Genomic DNA, 15,860 nt, shown 5'->3' on the forward strand with positions numbered 1-15,860 from the left:
ATTTTAAGTTGTGTATTTTAAGCTGTGTATTTTAGATCATGTATTAGAATGCCCATTTTAAATGAATGGATTAACTCAAAAAGAATAAAACATCATGACAACATTAAATTTAGAACAACTCTTTTATCAAACTCAACAAAATTACGCATTGATTCCGCATTTTTTAGATCAACTCTTGCTGTCTAATGTGTATTGTTTAGGAACAGAAGAGCAAGATCAAAAGCGCAATTTTAGAGTGTTAGAAACCCCTGAGGGTGATCAGGCGATTCCATTCTTTTTAGAACTTGAAACGGTGTATCGGGACTTTGGTGCTCAGGTCGAGCACTTCACCATCAATACTCGGATACTGTTTGAAATCACGCAAGGGGCGACCTTGGTACTTAATCCAACGTCTGAATTATCTAAAGAATTTCAGCCTGAGGAGATTCGATCGATTCTCGAAATGGAAAAACCTTTCGAGCAATCTTGATGCCATGATCAAAGCAAAAAGCCTTCGATATCATCAAAGGCTTTTTTGTTTATTGTTTATGGCTTTAAGTGGTCTGAGCAGCCTTTAACTTATCTTCAATTTCAGTCAATGCTTTAATCCGTTTGACTTCATCCCATAAAGCTTTCGCTTCAGGGTAATGCTTTGACATCATGCCGAGCCATTGCTTATAGCGACCGACCATATTCATTTCTTTCTTATAAGAACCGTTCAAAAAGCGAACCTGTAAGTCGAGTAATTCCTGCCATGTGATCAAGGGATCATCACAGTTCTGACGAATACATTGGGTCACATCTGGTGTGGTCACCGCAGCACGTCCAATCATGAGATCTTCACAGCCTGATTCCAATTGGCATTGTTTGGCATCGGCATTGTTCCAGATCTCACCATTGGCAATCACGTTGATTTTTAAGGCTTCACGAATCGGTTTAAGCTGATCCCAAAATGCGGGAGGCGTATAACCCTCAGCTTTGGTACGGGCATGTACCGTCAGCCATGATGCCCCTGCATCTTCAATCGCATGGGCATTTTCTAAGGTGAAGTTGCGATCCATATAACCCAAACGCATTTTGGCTGATACTGGAATATGCGCAGGCACGGCATCACGAACCGCTTTAACCAATTCATGCACCACCTCAGGTTCATCTAAAAGCACTGAACCGCCACGGTGTTTGTTGACGGTTTTTGCAGGGCAACCAAAATTCATATCAATCACAGGCGCACCGAGTTGCACGGCTTTAATCGCGTTGGCCGCCAGCATTTCAGGGTCATTCCCTAGGAACTGAACGTGTACGGGCGTACCTGCCGCAGTTTTACCCCCATTTAACAGTTCAGGGCAGTAGTGATGATAAACGTGATCGGGCAGGATGGAGTTGGTGACACGAATGAACTCTGTTACGCACCAGTCAAAACTCCCTACAGAGGTGAGCACGTCACGCATAATAGGATCAGTTAAGCCTTCCATCGGTGCAAGGATGAGTTTCACAGTATTCGAGCCGTTGAATCAAAAAACAGGGTTATACGCATTTTAAAGGAGGATGTCTAGTTTTGACTAAACACCAATAGAGAATGTCTCAAGGAGATTGAATGCTTTAACGACCTAAAATCATTTCTAAAATAAATTTAGTGCCAATAAAACCAATGGCAAGCAATAGAAATCCGACAATGGTAAAACGACGTGCCTTTTGTCCACGCCAGCCAAAGGCATAATGACCGAACAACAGTGTCCCATAGACAAACCAAGACAAAATACTAAACGCAGTTTTATGTGCCAAATGCTGACCAAAGAAATCATCGATGGTGAAGAAACCAAACAGCAACGCGGCAGTCAGCAAACCAAAACCTGTGATGAGCATATCGAACAGCAGGGATTCCATGGCTTGATAAGCAGGAAGTAAACTGACCCAGACCCGATTTTTCTGTTTGTTTTTCAGTTCACGGTCTTGAAGCCAAAGCAGTACTGCATGAATGGTGGCCATCAACAGCACTGCATAGGCCGAAAGCGAGAGGATAATGTGAATATCCAGTCCAAGGGTATTTTTTGCAACAGCCAATTCTGCCGATTGGCTCAGGCTAAAACCTAAAATTAAGCCCAGTGCAGCCACAGGTATGCCAATCAGATTCAGTGCAATGACTGGTCGATAGGTACTATACAGCAGACTCAAGAAAAGCATGAGCGCCGAAGTGAAGGACATTAAATTAAAGACATCATAATTTATGCCCAATGGGGTGTTCATATCATGATATAACACCGTAGCATGCAGAATTAGACCCAAGGCAGAAACAATGCCAATAAACCAGTGGTTCGGAGCACGTTTTGACATTAAGTGTAAAAACAAATACCAAAACGAGGTGGTATAAGCAATTAATGCTAAAATTGTGTAAACCAAAGGGAGGCTAATCATGTCAAACCTTTTTCTGGATGCTGAATATTCATGCTATGAGATATAAATTCCATGCGAACTACAGTATCCTATAGCATCTTATGCATAAATTTTCTATTTTAAGAAAGATTTTTTTGCAACAACCATTTTAAGCGGATTTTGCAATGTTTGATACCTTAACAGAACGACTCACGCAGAGTTTAAGAAATGTTACTGGCTCAGGGCAACTGACCGAAGACAATATTAAAGATACGTTACGTGAAGTACGTATGGCTCTGCTTGAAGCTGACGTTGCCTTGCCTGTAACTCGTGAGTTTATCGCGAAAGTTAAGGAAGAGGCATTGGGTCAGGAAGTGATGACTCAGCTTTCTCCAGGGCAAGCTTTCGTTAAAATCGTCCATGACGAACTCACCAAAATGATGGGTGATGCCAACGAAACCCTAGATTTAGCAGCAAAACCACCTGTGGTGATTTTACTTGCCGGTTTACAAGGGGCGGGTAAAACCACGACTGCGGCAAAACTTGCGCGCTTTTTACAAGAACGTCAAAAGAAAAAAGTCGCGATGGTCTCTGCCGATGTGTATCGTCCAGCAGCGATTAAACAGCTTCAAACGGTCGCAGGTGAAGTCGGCGCGATTTTCTTTGAATCGAATGCCAATGAAAACCCTATCGTGATTGCCAATCGTGCGATTGAACAAGCTAAGATTCAATTTGCTGATGTGTTGATTGTCGATACCGCAGGTCGTCTACATATCGATGACGATATGATGGACGAAATTAAAGACTTACACGCTGCGATTAACCCAACTGAAACCTTATTCGTGGTCGATGCCATGACTGGTCAGGATGCGGCAAATACAGCTAAAGCCTTTAATGATGCTTTACCATTGACCGGTGTGATCCTCACCAAAACTGATGGTGATGCACGTGGTGGTGCGGCGTTGTCTGTTCGTGCGATTACCGGTAAGCCAATCAAATTCTTGGGTATGGGCGAAAAGCTCGATGCCTTAGAGCCATTCCATCCTGAGCGTGTTGCACAACGTATCTTGGGTATGGGTGACGTGCTGTCTTTGGTCGAAGAGCTTGAACGTAAAGTCGACAAAGAAAAAGCCGAAAAAATGGCGAAAAAATTGCAAAAAGGCGGCAGCTTCAACTTTGAAGATATGCTGATGCAGTTTGAGCAAATGAATAAAATGGGCGGCATGATGGGCTTCTTGGACAAGTTGCCGGGCATGAGCAATTCAGGCATTCAAGATGCAATTGCGCAAGCGAATCCTGAAAAGCAAGTGAAAAAAATGGAAGCGATTATTCAATCGATGACCATTAAAGAGCGCCGTAACCCAGACTTAATGAACCCAAGCCGTAAAAAACGGATTGCAGCGGGTTGTGGTATGGATGTGGTTGAAGTCAATAAATTGATTAAACAACATGCCCAAATGGCGAAAATGATGAAGAAATTTGCTAATCCATCGGGTATGGCAAAAATGATGAAATCACTCAGCGGTATGCAGAAGAAATTCGGTGGCGGTGGCGGTATGGGTCCATTATTTGGTGAGAATACACCAAAGAAATAATGTGAGCGTCACATCGTCAGAAAAAAGGTGCCTTGTGCACCTTTTTTTATGCATGATCAACAGGTTGATAAAGCGATAATGGAGTGAGTCACTTACAGTTCTTAGCAAAGTCCAGATAGTTTCATGAAGCGGGTTAAGGCAAGATAAAGACTCACTTAGATAATGAAAAGGATGTTCCATGGCGCAAGTGAATGTCATACATGGTTATACCGCCAGCCCAGAAGAAAACTGGTTCCCATGGCTACAAGCACAGGCAGATCAGCACGGGATTGAACTGAATGTTTTGCGTTTAGATCCGTCAGAACGACCTCAATTGCAGGTTTGGGATCAACAGATTCAGCAGCAGCTGGGCGCACTGAATGAAGACAGTGTGCTGATTGCACATAGTTTAGGATGTTTGGCGACGTTGCACTATCTCAGTCATGCGTTACAGCAGCAGCGTATTCGTAAGTTGATTTTGGTGGCGGGTTTTAATGGTCGCTTAGGGCGATTGGAGCAGGTCAATCCTTTTATTGATGCTGCGGTGATTGATTTTGAGTTGTTAAAGCAACAGATTACAGAACGCGTGGTGATTTACTCTGAAGGAGATGCGCGGGTTTTGCCGAAGTTTAGTTTGGAACAGGCACATCGTTTGAATGCCAAAGTGATTGCGGCGCAACACCAAGGTCATTTTATTGACTCCGAAGGGTGTACTGAACTGCCTGAAGTGTGGCAGGAAATAATCAGTGTCATACCGCCTACGGAATAACGTTAATGAGCATAGGCATGCTGTACAAGTCTTTGTATCGGACAAAGCTTAAATGTGAAAACAAAAAAAAGCAGCATTGAAAAGCTGCTTTTTTATTGAAGCGATGAGTTAGTTGAATATTAGTTTATCTCTTCTTCTAATTCGGCGTAGATGGCGTCGATGATTTCAGACTGTTGTTGATCATCTTCAACTAACTTGCCTTGTTTATCCCAAATTTTATGTTCAATCACATGGTTAGAACCATCATTACTGATGGTGAGTTCAGCTGCTTTAACGCCATTGGCGTGCCATAAAGTTTGTTGAATGTTGTCGGTTGTGGTTTCACTTTCTAAACCGACTTTTCCATTGGCATAGAAGCTTTGTGATTTACCAATTTCTTGACCATGGTCATCATAGGTGCCTTGGTATGAAACTTGACCATTGGGAAAATATAAGATGATTGGACCACTGGCAACATCACTGGCGAAGCTAAATAATCCCATTGGATCACGAATCCAAATTGGTGAAGACTGTGGTTTCTGGGTTTTTTGATAAAAATCTTGGACTAAGAAACGCCCAGTTTTATCACGCCCCAATAAAGTACGGTAGTAGCCATCTTCGATCGGCACCAAGGAATAGGTGGGATCAATGGTCGATGCACAGCCACAGTCTTGTTCATTGGGTGTTTTACTAAAATAAGCAATAATCGGCTGTTGTGTCGTCAGCTGTTGTTGAATATTTTGTGGAATTGCTTTTGAAGCAGTCGGCAGGCTATTACAGCCACTGAACAGTAGACTCAGACCAATCACTGCGCCAGAAAAGAGGCGAATAGAATAATCTTTAAATGCAGCTTTTTGAGCTGAAGCGAATTGAGTTGTATTGATCATGATGATGATGCTCTTGAGTGTTTATTGTTGATTTAAATATTTTTAAATATCGTTATAAAAAGTCATGCGTACATATTGAATATGAATTATTAGAAATGTACTGAGCCTATGATAAATGTGAAATCAATCACATTAAATATAAATCAAGAAAAAATGACAAAAAATCAACATGGTAAATCAGCATCATTGGCGCTTTGCTAAAAAAGGCACCGATGATGCAATTTAATGGATTGCTTTTTTAAACACCGATTTTAAAACACGTGTTTAAAGCAATATCAGGATGATTTAAGCTTGATGTGAGATATATAGGTTTAAACCTTTGAGCAATAAATCAGGTTCAATGATCGGATTAAACTCTTTTAAATAATGGGCAAATAAAGCGGCATCACCACCAGTTAAAACCAATTGGCGAGGGGATTGGCGCAAGACATTTTCAATGGTGCTGAGTAGACCCAAGAAAATCCCATGATGCACCGCATCAATGGTATTGCGTCCCGGACTGAGTTCGGCAAAGGCCATATCGGGGATTTTAATGCCTTTGGTATTTTGAATGAGGGAATTGCGTTGTAAATAGAGATTGGGGAGGATATAGCCGCCCAAATGCTGTAGCCCTTCAGTCAAATCAATGGTCAAAGCTGTTCCACAGCTCACCACACATAGATTTTGTTCCGGATGTGCAACCGCCAACACCTGTAACCAACGGTCAATGCCAAGCTGAGTGGTGTCATCATAACCACAGCGTAATCCTGCATATTCGGCATGGACTTTGGCAAACCTTACAGGCACATCCAGCATTTTTAGAATTTTAATAATACGGTCATTGTTCTTTTTGTCTTGTACCGAAGAGATGCCAATTTTATCCAAATTTAAGGCTTTAAAATGTTGAATCAAGCCTAGCAACAAATCAGCAGGCGATTGCAAATGCATTTCTGCTGCATGTTCAATCACAACGCGATCTTGAGTGATCCAATATTTTAAACGGGTGTTACCAACGTCTAGCCAAAGTCGTTTCATGACATTCCTTACTGATTTTGATAGTCCACTTTTGGTTTTTGTGAGTATGATAAAAATTAGGCTTTAACACGCAGCCGACCTTGGTAAAAGCCTTGTAAGCCTTGTTCGGTCAGCACATTGATTTTACCGTCATCTGAGATGCCTTTAAAAATCCCTGTAGTGATTTGCTCACCATGCTCAAACTCAACGCTTTGATTCATAAACGCAGCATAGTGATTAAAGCGTCCCGACAGGTTGTAACTGCCATGCTCGAACCATTGACCAGCTTGCTGAATGGCTAAATATAGCTCACTGATGATTTGAATCCGATTGGGATATTGCAAACCGAGTTGCATCAGTGACGTGGCTTGTTGATCAATCCCTTCTTGAGATACAGGCAAGAGGTTGATGCCGACACCGACAATGGCTTGATGGGTATTGATCGGCTCTACCAAGATTCCGCCCCATTTGCCTTGTGCGCTATACAGGTCATTCGGCCATTTAATTTGTAGACCTTGCAGGTTCTTAAGCGAGGGCATTTGTAAGATATTTAGAGCAATTTCAAGCGATAAACGACCATCTAAGGGTGTTCGTGTTTCGAGCAATGTGCTTAAATAAATGTTGCCGACCGGTGAGACCCATTGCCGTTGATGCTGTCCACGACCTTGTGTCTGGGTTTCACTACACACCAAAATTCCGTGTACATGGTCACTGACTAAGGCTCTCACGTCATCATTGGTTGAGGTGGTACTTTGTTTTAAGTGCAAGACCTGTGGAAGCTGATGTGCATCGCTGAGAAGTTGTCGAAGATGACGAGTCTCTAAATCCATATTGAATCTGAGAAGAGTGAAAAAGATTAATGGAGTTAATCATATATTTAGCCATCGGTGCAATCGCTGGATTTGCCGCAGGGCTTTTTGGTGTCGGTGGTGGATTGATCATCGTACCGATTCTGTACGTGGTGTTTACCCATATGGGCTATGAGCCGAATGTGATTATGCATATGGCTTTGGGCACGTCTTTAGCCACCATTATGGTGACTTCGATCAGCTCGGTCATGGCGCATCATAAACGCGGTGCGGTGATGTGGCCCGTATTTAAAAACTTGGCACCTGGACTGGTGATCGGTTCTTTTGCAGGTGCAGGCATTGCAGGCTTGATGTCAGGGGCGCATCTACAATTGGTGATTGGGATATTTGCGGTATGGGTAGCGTACCGCATGTTTAGCAGTGCGCATGTTAAAGTCGATGAATCTAAACGTTTGCCATCGACACCCATGCAAAGCTTGGCTGGTGGTGTGATTGGTGTAGCATCTGCAATCTTTGGGATTGGCGGTGGTAGTTTGACTGTACCGTATTTAAACCGTCATGGGGTGGTGATGCAAAAGGCGGTGGCCACCTCAGCTGCCTGTGGTTTACCGATTGCGGTCGCTGGTGCATTGGGCTTTATGTTCTTTGGCGCGAAAGCACAGCATCAGATTGAAAATGCCATTGGTTTTGTGCATATCTATGCCTTTATAGGCATCAGTATCATGAGTTTTATCACTGCCAAAGTCGGTGCACGGGTGGCACATGCACTGTCACCGGCGATGCTAAAAAAATGTTTTGCCGGTTTGCTGACGATTGTCGGACTGTATTTTATCTATCAAGGGGTGTTTTAAGGCGAAAGCTACTTAAGCCAGCACCCAGCACCTCTGCATGATTCCAATTGACTGAAAATTTTTAAAATTGTCAGACAAAGACATAGCCAAGCCCTATCCTGATCGTATAAAAACGAAACTAGATGCTCAGGATGAAGTTGAGCAAAAATAGAAAAATAAATAGGAATATTATGCAATTGGAAGATATGGATAGTCTCTCCGAGCAAATCGCCAAACATATCAGTGAGCAGATTATCAGTGGTGAGTTGGTTGAGGGAGAGCGCATTCAAGAACTCAGAATCGCCAAAGAGCTCGATGTCAGTCGAGGTTCGGTGCGTGAAGCCTTGTTGCTGCTTGAACGAACCCATTTAATTGAGATTTATCCAAGACGCGGTGCGATTGTTTCTGAAATGTCGGCGCAACAAGTCCGTGCCTTGTTTGATACCTGTGCGCTGATGCTCGGGCAAATTGTGCAACGGATGAGCGAAACATGGCGCACGCATGAAGCCGAAGCTTTACAACAGTTACTGAATTATTTGATTGAACAAGTCAAACAAAGCAACACTGAAAAATTCTATGATGGCGTGTTCCAATTCTTAGCAAAACAACAAGATATGGTCGCCAATCCCTACTTAATGAAGTTCTATAAAGAGCTGTTGCCATCCTTACGTCGCAGTTACTTTTTGACCTTAAATACCTCACGTCGGGAGCTTCAAGAAGCACTTGAACTGATAAAGCTCGTGATTGATGCAATTTTAATCCGAAAATCACAACAAGCCACTTTATTTATGGACGATTTTTGCCGACACTTGCGCAACCTAGTGTTAGAGTCGCTAACACGTATGAAACAAATTGAATTAGCTTGGGCGCGGAGATCGCGCAGATAATTAGGACATTATGCGATTAAGCAGCTTAAAACTTTCAGGCTTTAAATCTTTTGCCGACAGTAGCACCTTACAATTTAAAGCAAATCGGACTGCTGTCGTGGGGCCAAACGGCTGCGGTAAATCCAATGTGATCGATGCGATCCGTTGGGTGATGGGGGAATCCAGTGCACGCCAACTGCGTGGCGGAAGCATGCAGGATGTAATTTTTACAGGGACTGCAAAACGTAAACCTGTGGGTATGGCGAGTGTTGAACTGCGTTTTGAAAATACCTATGGCAAACTCGGTGGCGCATACAATGCCTACAGTGAGCTGGCTGTACGTCGCCAAGTCAATCGTGATGGTAAATCTGAATATTTTCTGAATGGCACCAAGTGCCGTCGTCGTGACATCACCGATATTTTTCTAGGCACCGGTTTAGGTCCACGTTCATATGCGATTATTGAGCAGGGCATGATCAATCGTTTGGTCGATGCCAAACCTGAAGAAATGCGAGTCTATATCGAAGAAGCGGCAGGGGTGTCACGCTATCAGGCACGTCGCCGTGAAACCCTGCAACATTTGGAACATACCACGCAAAATTTGAGTCGTTTAGATGACATCGCTTTAGAACTCAAATCGCAACTTAAAACCTTAAAGCGCCAAGCAGAAACCGCGATTCAATACAAAGCCTTAGAAACTGAAATTCGTACTTTAAAAATTGAAATCTTGTCATTTCAATGTCAGCAAAGTCAGCGCATACAACAAGAATATTCCGCTGAAATGACCGATTTGGGTGAGCAATTCAAACTAGTACGTTCAGAGCTGACCACGGTCGAGCATGATCTGACGGCAACCAGTGAGTTGTTTCAACGCCTGATTCAACAGTCCACGCCATTACAAAATGAATGGCAACAGGCAGAGAAAAAACTCTCTGAATTAAAAATGACGTTGGAGCAAAAACAACGGCTGTTCCAACAAAATAAGGATACTTTGCTGCAACTCGAACAACAAAAACTGCAAACCAAAGAGCGGATGCAGTTGATTGATTTGCAACTTGAAAGTTTGTTCAGTGCCCAAGAAGCGCAATCGGAAACCTTGCAAGACAGCGAAATCGAGTCGCAACAAGGCAATCAACAATTGCAAGATTTGAAAGCTCAGCACAGCCAAGCTGTGCAACAGTTTGAACAGATCAAAAGCCAAGTTGAAAAGCAACAACAACACAAAGCACAGATGCTCGCGCAAAGTGAACAACTGAGTAAAAATATTCAACGTATTGAACAGCAAAAAGACACCTTAAAAGCGCAGTCTGTACAGATTCAAGATCAATTTGATGATGCAGATCTGCAAGAACTGCATTTGGAGCAAGCCAAACTTCAGCTTCAGATCGAGCAAATTGAACAAAAAATTGCCCAATATACAGCTGATTTAGCGCAACAGCAGCAACAGATTCAAGCGCAAAAGGCAAGCATTGCTGGCTTTAAATCAGATAGACAGGTGTTGCAGTCTGAGCAGAAAAATCTGAATCAATTGATGGCAAAAACTACAGTTAAAGTGAATGCCAATGTCACCCAGTTGATGCATGTGTTGAAACTGAACGATCAAGCCAAGCCGCATGCACATTTGATTGAGAAATTCTTAGCCAAATGGTTATCTGCGCATGTGGTTGAAGATGCAAACGATTTCCAAGAGAGTGTGGCACGTCAAATCAAAGCAGGGTTTAGCGCTGATCGTATTTCAGTGACAGAGTTAGACTGTTTAGCCGATTGGATTGAAACCCCGCAGCATTCTCTTTGGCAAAGTGTCGCGCTTGCACCAGATTTGAAGACCGCCTTAACACATCAACAGGCACTTAAAACGGGGCAGTCGATTTTAAGCCTAGATGGTTATCAAGTTGGACAGGATTGGGTCATTGGTCTGTTATTTGATGAAGCCAGTCAATCCGCACAAGGTGCACTGAGCCATCGGATTCGTTTAGATGAAATTGAGCAGGCTTTACAGCAATTAGCGCCACAGTTACAAGCGGCAGAAACAGTCTTGCCTGAGCTGACTCAGCAACACAATGAGCTGCAACAGCAAGTGCATACTGCACAGCAGTCACTCAAGCAATATCAAGCAGCATCACAAGCTTTGCATGTACGTCTTGCCAAGCAACAAGCTGCGATGCAGGCTTTTGATGTGCAAAAGCAACAACTCAGTTCGCAGTTGGCACAATTGGATCTGCAACTTGAAGAAGATGCAATGCAAAAAGATGATCTTGAGATTGATCTACATGCCCTGAATTTAAAGCTTGAGCAGAATTTACCGGCCTATAAAACCGCGCAGTTTCAGGTTGAAACGGTGGCTGAACAGCTTGAACAATTGCAACAGCAGATGCAGCACAAGCAGAATGACTTAGAAGCGTCACGCCGTTTAGCGCTACAAAATCAACAGCAAATTGCACTGTTGGAAAAAGATGCCTCATTCTTAAAAGCACAGTACCAACAGATCATTGCACAGATTGAACAAGCACAGCAGTTTGTCGATCCGATTCAGCTTGAATTGCCAAATTTACAAACGCAAGTCGATGAGCAAGCGCAGAGCACCGAAAAGTTGCAAAAAACCTGGTCTGAATGGCAAGTGGAACTGAACAACGTTCAAGCCAAACAGCAACAGTTGACCGAGTTACGTCATAGCCATCAACAAAATGATGAACGTTTTAGAACCCAATTGGAAGAAAAGCGTTTGGCTTGGCAAGTTGCCAAGTCTGATTTACAGCACTATTCAGATCAGCTCAAAGAGATGAACAGTGACATCATTGCAGATCTCAGCATTGACTTAAGCAGTCATCAAGGCAAGTTAGAAAAAGCACAACGTAGCTTTGAAAAGATTGGGGCGGTGAATTTGGCTGCCTCTGAAGAATATGACGAGGTATCAAAACGCTTTGAGGAACTCAGCCATCAAATTGAAGATTTAGAAAAAACAGTCGGTCAATTGAAAGATGCCATGAAAAGCATTGATCAAGAAACCAAAAAACTGTTTATGACCACCTTTGATCAGGTCAATGCTGAATTGCAAAAGCTGTTTCCAAAAGTGTTTAATGGCGGTGAGGCAAGCTTAAGTTTAGACGATGATTGGCAGTCAGGTGTTAAACTGATGGCACGTCCACCGGGCAAACGCAACAGTTCATTGGCATTGTTGTCAGGGGGTGAAAAAGCCTTAACAGCATTAGCGTTGGTGTTTGCGATTTTCCGACTCAATCCTGCGCCATTTTGTGTGCTCGATGAAGTGGATGCGCCACTCGATGATGCCAATGTCGGACGTTTTTGTAATTTGGTAAAAGAGCTTTCTGAACAGGTGCAATTCATTTACATTACCCATAACAAGGTTGCAATGACCATGGCCACTGATTTATTAGGTGTGACGATGCCTGAACCGGGTACATCGAAGCTCGTCACTGTGAATTTGGAACAAGCGAAAGAATACGGTTTAGCCGCGGAGTCATAATATGGAAGTCTCTACAATCATTGGAATCGTGGTTGCGATCATCATTTGTATCGTCGGTTTAAGAATGATATTGCGTAAGCCGGCTGATGCCGCACCCTCTTTAGATTCTGCATTGCACATCAATCAAGACACGCAAAAGCCAGTGATTCCGCGTCATGTGCGTGATCAACTGCAAGCAGAAAAAAGCACAGCAGTGCCAGCACAACGTGTTGAACCGAGCTTAGCGCAAGTGAAGAGCAGTGAAGAAACATCGGTTCAAACTGAAGTTGAAGCCGCGACAGAAAAAGCCGCTGAACAAGCGATTGCCCATGCGCAAGTGCAAGAAGCGACACTAACGCATTCGGCTGAATCTCACGTTGAGCAAATTGCGGGTGAAGTGGCTGAGGCCAAAGTGGAAATTGAAGAGGCAGTGACGGAAGCAGAAACGCCGAAAGCTGTCGAACCTGAATTTAGCTTGAACCCCAATGTGGAAACCGCTCAGATTCAAGAGTTCAATGATGAAAGCAGTATTTTAGATATTAACTTGCATGAGCAACAACGTTCAGATGATGAAAGTTCGCTTGCCAATGCAGAAACCATTATTGCTTTAAATGTGTATCCAAACCCACGTAAAGCCTTGTCAGGCGATAAGACCTTAAAAGTGCTGCTCAAATATGGTCTACGTTTTGGCGAAATGCGTTGTTTCCATCGTTATGAAGATCCGGAAAATCCTAGTCCACTGTTGTTCTCAATTTTACGGATTACCGATCAGGGCCCTGAAGGTTTTGACTTAGAATCCTTGCTGTCTGAACAAGTCAAAGGCTTGGCATTTTTCTTGGCATTGCCGCATCAAAATGTGCAAAAAGGCTATGACAGTATGGTCAGTATTGCGGGTCTGATTGCGCGTGAAATTGACGGTACAGTCTATGATGAAAATAACCTTGAATTTACGCCACAGTTAAAAGAACATTGGCGTCATAAGGCGATCGATTATCGTCCGGGACAAGCGGTTTAAAACAGATCAGCATTCATTGAAAACTGATTTATAATGCGTGAACGCAAAAAACTTTGGGCGGAATTTTCCGCCCTTTTATTATGGTGAAATATTGTATGGATCAATCTGCTGTCGTGGCGCAAATGCGTCAACTTATTCAAGTCTTGGCACAACATAATCATGCCTATTATGTGATGGATCAGCCAACGATTGAGGACAGTGAATACGACCAATTGTTCCATCAGTTAAAAGCATTAGAGCAACAGCATCCTGAGTTGACTCAACCAGATACACCGACCCGTAAAGTGGGTGGTAAGGCCTTATCCAAATTTGAAACGCTGACCCATAGCGTCCCAATGCTGTCTTTGGGCAATGTGTTTAACCAACAAGAACTGAATGACTTTGCGCGTCGTATTGAAGAACGTTTGCCTAATCAAAAAATTCAATATGACGTGGAACTCAAGTTTGATGGCTTGGCCATTTCGCTATGGTATGAGCATGGGATATTGGTGCGTGGTGTCACCCGAGGTGATGGTGAAACTGGTGAGGTGATTACTGAGAATGTCAAAACCATTCGTAATTTGCCTAAAGTTTTGACGTCAACCACCACACCAATTCCTGAGCTACTTGAAGTGCGTGGCGAAGTACTCATGCCCAAAGCTGGCTTTGAAAAACTCAATGCTGAAAATGAGGCGAAAGGCGAGAAAACCTTTGCCAATCCACGTAATGCAGCCGCAGGTAGTTTACGTCAGCTTGATCCAAGTATTGCCGCTTCACGTCCTTTGGCTTTCTATGCTTATGGCATTGCACAGTGTCAGCCACATCATGGGCAAAGCACCATGTCTGCAAGTTTAGAATGGTTGACTCAGTTTGGCTTTGCGGTGGGTGAGCAGCATTTTGTCTGCGACAGTATTCAAGAAGTGCAAACGGCTTATGAAAAAATCAATGCTGAGCGTCCGAACTTAAGCGTTGAAATTGATGGGATGGTCATCAAAGTGGATGACCTGAAGCAACAGCAACAACTCGGTTTCTTAAGTCGTGAACCGCGTTGGGCAACAGCCTATAAATTCCCTGCAGTCGCGGCACTCACCACAGTCGACAATATCGACTGGCAAGTGGGGCGTACAGGAACATTAACGCCTGTGGCACGCTTAAATCCTGTCGCTGTGGGTGGGGTCACGGTATCCAATGTGACTTTACATAACATTGGTGAAATTCATCGCCTTGATGTGCGCATTGGGGATACGGTCAGTGTCTATCGCAGTGGTGATGTAATTCCCAAGGTGGAAAAAGTTTGGCCTGAATTCCGTCCTGTAGATAGCGTTGAAGTGCATTTACCTGAACAATGTCCTGTCTGTGATTCACCTGTGGTGATGCCTGAGGGCGAAGCTTTGGCACGCTGTTCAGGCGGACTGTATTGTGCAGCACAACGCATTGAAGCCATTCGTCATTTTGTGTCACGTAAAGCCATGGATATTGAAGGTTTGGGCGATCGCTGGGCAGAGTCTTTGTTGCATTTGGATTTGCTCAAAGATGTGGCGGATATTTATCATTTACATGCGCATCGTGAAAAATTACTGACCATTGAAAAAATGGGTGAAAAGTCGGTTCAAAATCTGATTGACTCCATTGAGAAGAGTAAAAAAACCAGCTTTGCCAGTTTTATTTTTGCGCTCGGGATTCGTGGGGTAGGTGAAACCACCGCACGTATGCTCGCCAATACCTTCCAAACCTTAGATGCGCTACGTAACGCAGATTTGGATGCCTTAAAGAAAACGCCAGATGTGGGGGACATCACCGCAGAATGGATTATCGACTTCTTCCAAGCACCCCATAATTTAGAAGTGGTAGATCGCTTAATCGCTGCTGGTATTCATTGGGATGCACCAATTGCCCCGACCCGTCAGCCCTTAAATGGCGAAAGTTGGGTGGTAACAGGAACCTTAAGCAGTATGGGGCGTGATGAAGCGACACAGATGCTTCAAGCCTTAGGTGCTCGCGTCAGCGGCAGTGTTTCAGCCAAAACCAAATGCTTAGTCGCAGGTGAAAAAGCGGGTTCTAAATTAGACAAAGCTGAAAAGTTGGGTGTAGCTGTCTTAGATGAACAGGCTTTCTTGGCACTAATGGCTGAGTATGGGCAAAGTTTAGATGCTTAAAATGGAGGGTGAATATTTAAAAACATTCACGCTTCAAATGCTTTAGTTTTAACAATCAACATTGGATTTGATTCCATATCGGATCTAATTCCATCTAAAGCTTAAACCTGTTAGTGCACATAGCTGCTAACAGGTTTTTTTTATGCTTGCTGTTATGCCCGATTTAATGTGTGTTGAAAACAAAAAAATAA

At 43.4% G+C, this 15,860-nt stretch carries 12 protein-coding genes and 2 pseudogenes; 9 read left to right on the forward strand and 5 right to left on the reverse strand.

What is annotated here, in order from left to right:
• Positions 1-94: 94 nt before the first annotated feature.
• On the forward strand, positions 95-469 hold the full coding sequence (locus G8D99_RS03000) for an SseB family protein (RefSeq protein WP_166322507.1): 375 nt from the start codon (positions 95-97) through the stop codon (positions 467-469).
• Between the two features lie 64 nt (positions 470-533).
• Here the strand turns inward: G8D99_RS03000 and G8D99_RS03005 are convergent, their stop codons facing one another.
• Positions 534-1,472, reverse strand: a complete 939-nt coding sequence (locus G8D99_RS03005) for a tRNA dihydrouridine synthase (RefSeq protein ID WP_196782898.1) — start codon at positions 1,470-1,472, stop codon at positions 534-536.
• Positions 1,473-1,578: 106 nt separating this feature from the next.
• Positions 1,579-2,391, reverse strand: a complete 813-nt coding sequence (locus tag G8D99_RS03010) for a cytochrome C assembly family protein (protein ID WP_166322517.1) — start codon at positions 2,389-2,391, stop codon at positions 1,579-1,581.
• Positions 2,392-2,534: 143 nt separating this feature from the next.
• Here G8D99_RS03010 and ffh point away from each other — a divergent pair, with 143 nt between their 5' ends.
• Complete coding sequence (ffh, locus tag G8D99_RS03015) at positions 2,535-3,944, forward strand: signal recognition particle protein (protein ID WP_166322519.1); 1,410 nt, start codon at positions 2,535-2,537, stop codon at positions 3,942-3,944.
• A gap of 178 nt (positions 3,945-4,122) precedes the next feature.
• Positions 4,123-4,692, forward strand: coding sequence for an RBBP9/YdeN family alpha/beta hydrolase (locus G8D99_RS03020; RefSeq protein WP_166322521.1), 570 nt, complete (start codon positions 4,123-4,125; stop codon positions 4,690-4,692).
• A 119-nt stretch (positions 4,693-4,811) separates the two neighbouring features.
• Here the strand turns inward: G8D99_RS03020 and G8D99_RS03025 are convergent, their stop codons facing one another.
• From G8D99_RS03025 to G8D99_RS03035, 3 genes are all read right to left on the reverse strand, one after another.
• Complete coding sequence (locus G8D99_RS03025) at positions 4,812-5,558, reverse strand: toxin-antitoxin system YwqK family antitoxin (protein WP_166322523.1); 747 nt, start codon at positions 5,556-5,558, stop codon at positions 4,812-4,814.
• Between the two features lie 285 nt (positions 5,559-5,843).
• Positions 5,844-6,572, reverse strand: coding sequence for a type III pantothenate kinase (locus G8D99_RS03030; RefSeq protein ID WP_166322525.1), 729 nt, complete (start codon positions 6,570-6,572; stop codon positions 5,844-5,846).
• A gap of 56 nt (positions 6,573-6,628) precedes the next feature.
• Entirely contained in the window at positions 6,629-7,381 is a 753-nt protein-coding gene (locus G8D99_RS03035; protein ID WP_166322527.1) for a biotin--[acetyl-CoA-carboxylase] ligase, read from the reverse strand.
• Positions 7,382-7,410: 29 nt separating this feature from the next.
• Here G8D99_RS03035 and G8D99_RS03040 point away from each other — a divergent pair, with 29 nt between their 5' ends.
• The 6 genes and pseudogenes from G8D99_RS03040 (at position 7,411) to ligA (ending at position 15,669) form a co-directional block, all read left to right on the forward strand.
• A complete protein-coding gene (locus tag G8D99_RS03040; RefSeq protein ID WP_166322529.1) occupies positions 7,411-8,211 on the forward strand; it encodes a sulfite exporter TauE/SafE family protein in 801 nt (266 codons plus the stop codon).
• Between the two features lie 170 nt (positions 8,212-8,381).
• Positions 8,382-9,077 carry a GntR family transcriptional regulator gene (locus G8D99_RS03045; protein ID WP_166322531.1) on the forward strand — a complete coding sequence of 232 codons (696 nt, stop codon included), beginning with the start codon at positions 8,382-8,384 and terminating at the stop codon, positions 9,075-9,077.
• Between the two features lie 10 nt (positions 9,078-9,087).
• Entirely contained in the window at positions 9,088-12,540 is a 3,453-nt protein-coding gene (smc, locus tag G8D99_RS03050) for a chromosome segregation protein SMC (protein ID WP_166322533.1), read from the forward strand.
• Between the two features lies 1 nt (position 12,541).
• Positions 12,542-12,764: pseudogene (locus G8D99_RS15950) on the forward strand (cell division protein ZipA C-terminal FtsZ-binding domain-containing protein); the annotation flags it as partial.
• A gap of 212 nt (positions 12,765-12,976) precedes the next feature.
• A pseudogene (locus tag G8D99_RS15955) lies at positions 12,977-13,534 on the forward strand (cell division protein ZipA C-terminal FtsZ-binding domain-containing protein); the annotation flags it as partial.
• A gap of 95 nt (positions 13,535-13,629) precedes the next feature.
• On the forward strand, positions 13,630-15,669 hold the full coding sequence (ligA, locus tag G8D99_RS03060; protein WP_166322537.1) for an NAD-dependent DNA ligase LigA: 2,040 nt from the start codon (positions 13,630-13,632) through the stop codon (positions 15,667-15,669).
• Positions 15,670-15,860 lie beyond the last annotated feature (191 nt).

The organism is Acinetobacter lanii, assembly GCF_011578285.1.
Taxonomy (GTDB): Bacteria; Pseudomonadota; Gammaproteobacteria; order Pseudomonadales; family Moraxellaceae; genus Acinetobacter; species Acinetobacter lanii.

Coding starts and splice junctions, on each gene's coding strand:
- G8D99_RS03000 (WP_166322507.1), top strand. CDS start 95: ATGACAACATTAAATTTAGAACAACTCTTTTATCAAACTCAACAAAAT.
- G8D99_RS03010 (WP_166322517.1), bottom strand. CDS start 2,391: ATGATTAGCCTCCCTTTGGTTTACACAATTTTAGCATTAATTGCTTAT.
- ffh (WP_166322519.1), top strand. CDS start 2,535: ATGTTTGATACCTTAACAGAACGACTCACGCAGAGTTTAAGAAATGTT.
- G8D99_RS03020 (WP_166322521.1), top strand. CDS start 4,123: ATGGCGCAAGTGAATGTCATACATGGTTATACCGCCAGCCCAGAAGAA.
- G8D99_RS03025 (WP_166322523.1), bottom strand. CDS start 5,558: ATGATCAATACAACTCAATTCGCTTCAGCTCAAAAAGCTGCATTTAAA.
- G8D99_RS03030 (WP_166322525.1), bottom strand. CDS start 6,572: ATGAAACGACTTTGGCTAGACGTTGGTAACACCCGTTTAAAATATTGG.
- G8D99_RS03035 (WP_166322527.1), bottom strand. CDS start 7,381: ATGGATTTAGAGACTCGTCATCTTCGACAACTTCTCAGCGATGCACAT.
- G8D99_RS03040 (WP_166322529.1), top strand. CDS start 7,411: ATGGAGTTAATCATATATTTAGCCATCGGTGCAATCGCTGGATTTGCC.
- G8D99_RS03045 (WP_166322531.1), top strand. CDS start 8,382: ATGCAATTGGAAGATATGGATAGTCTCTCCGAGCAAATCGCCAAACAT.
- smc (WP_166322533.1), top strand. CDS start 9,088: ATGCGATTAAGCAGCTTAAAACTTTCAGGCTTTAAATCTTTTGCCGAC.
- ligA (WP_166322537.1), top strand. CDS start 13,630: ATGGATCAATCTGCTGTCGTGGCGCAAATGCGTCAACTTATTCAAGTC.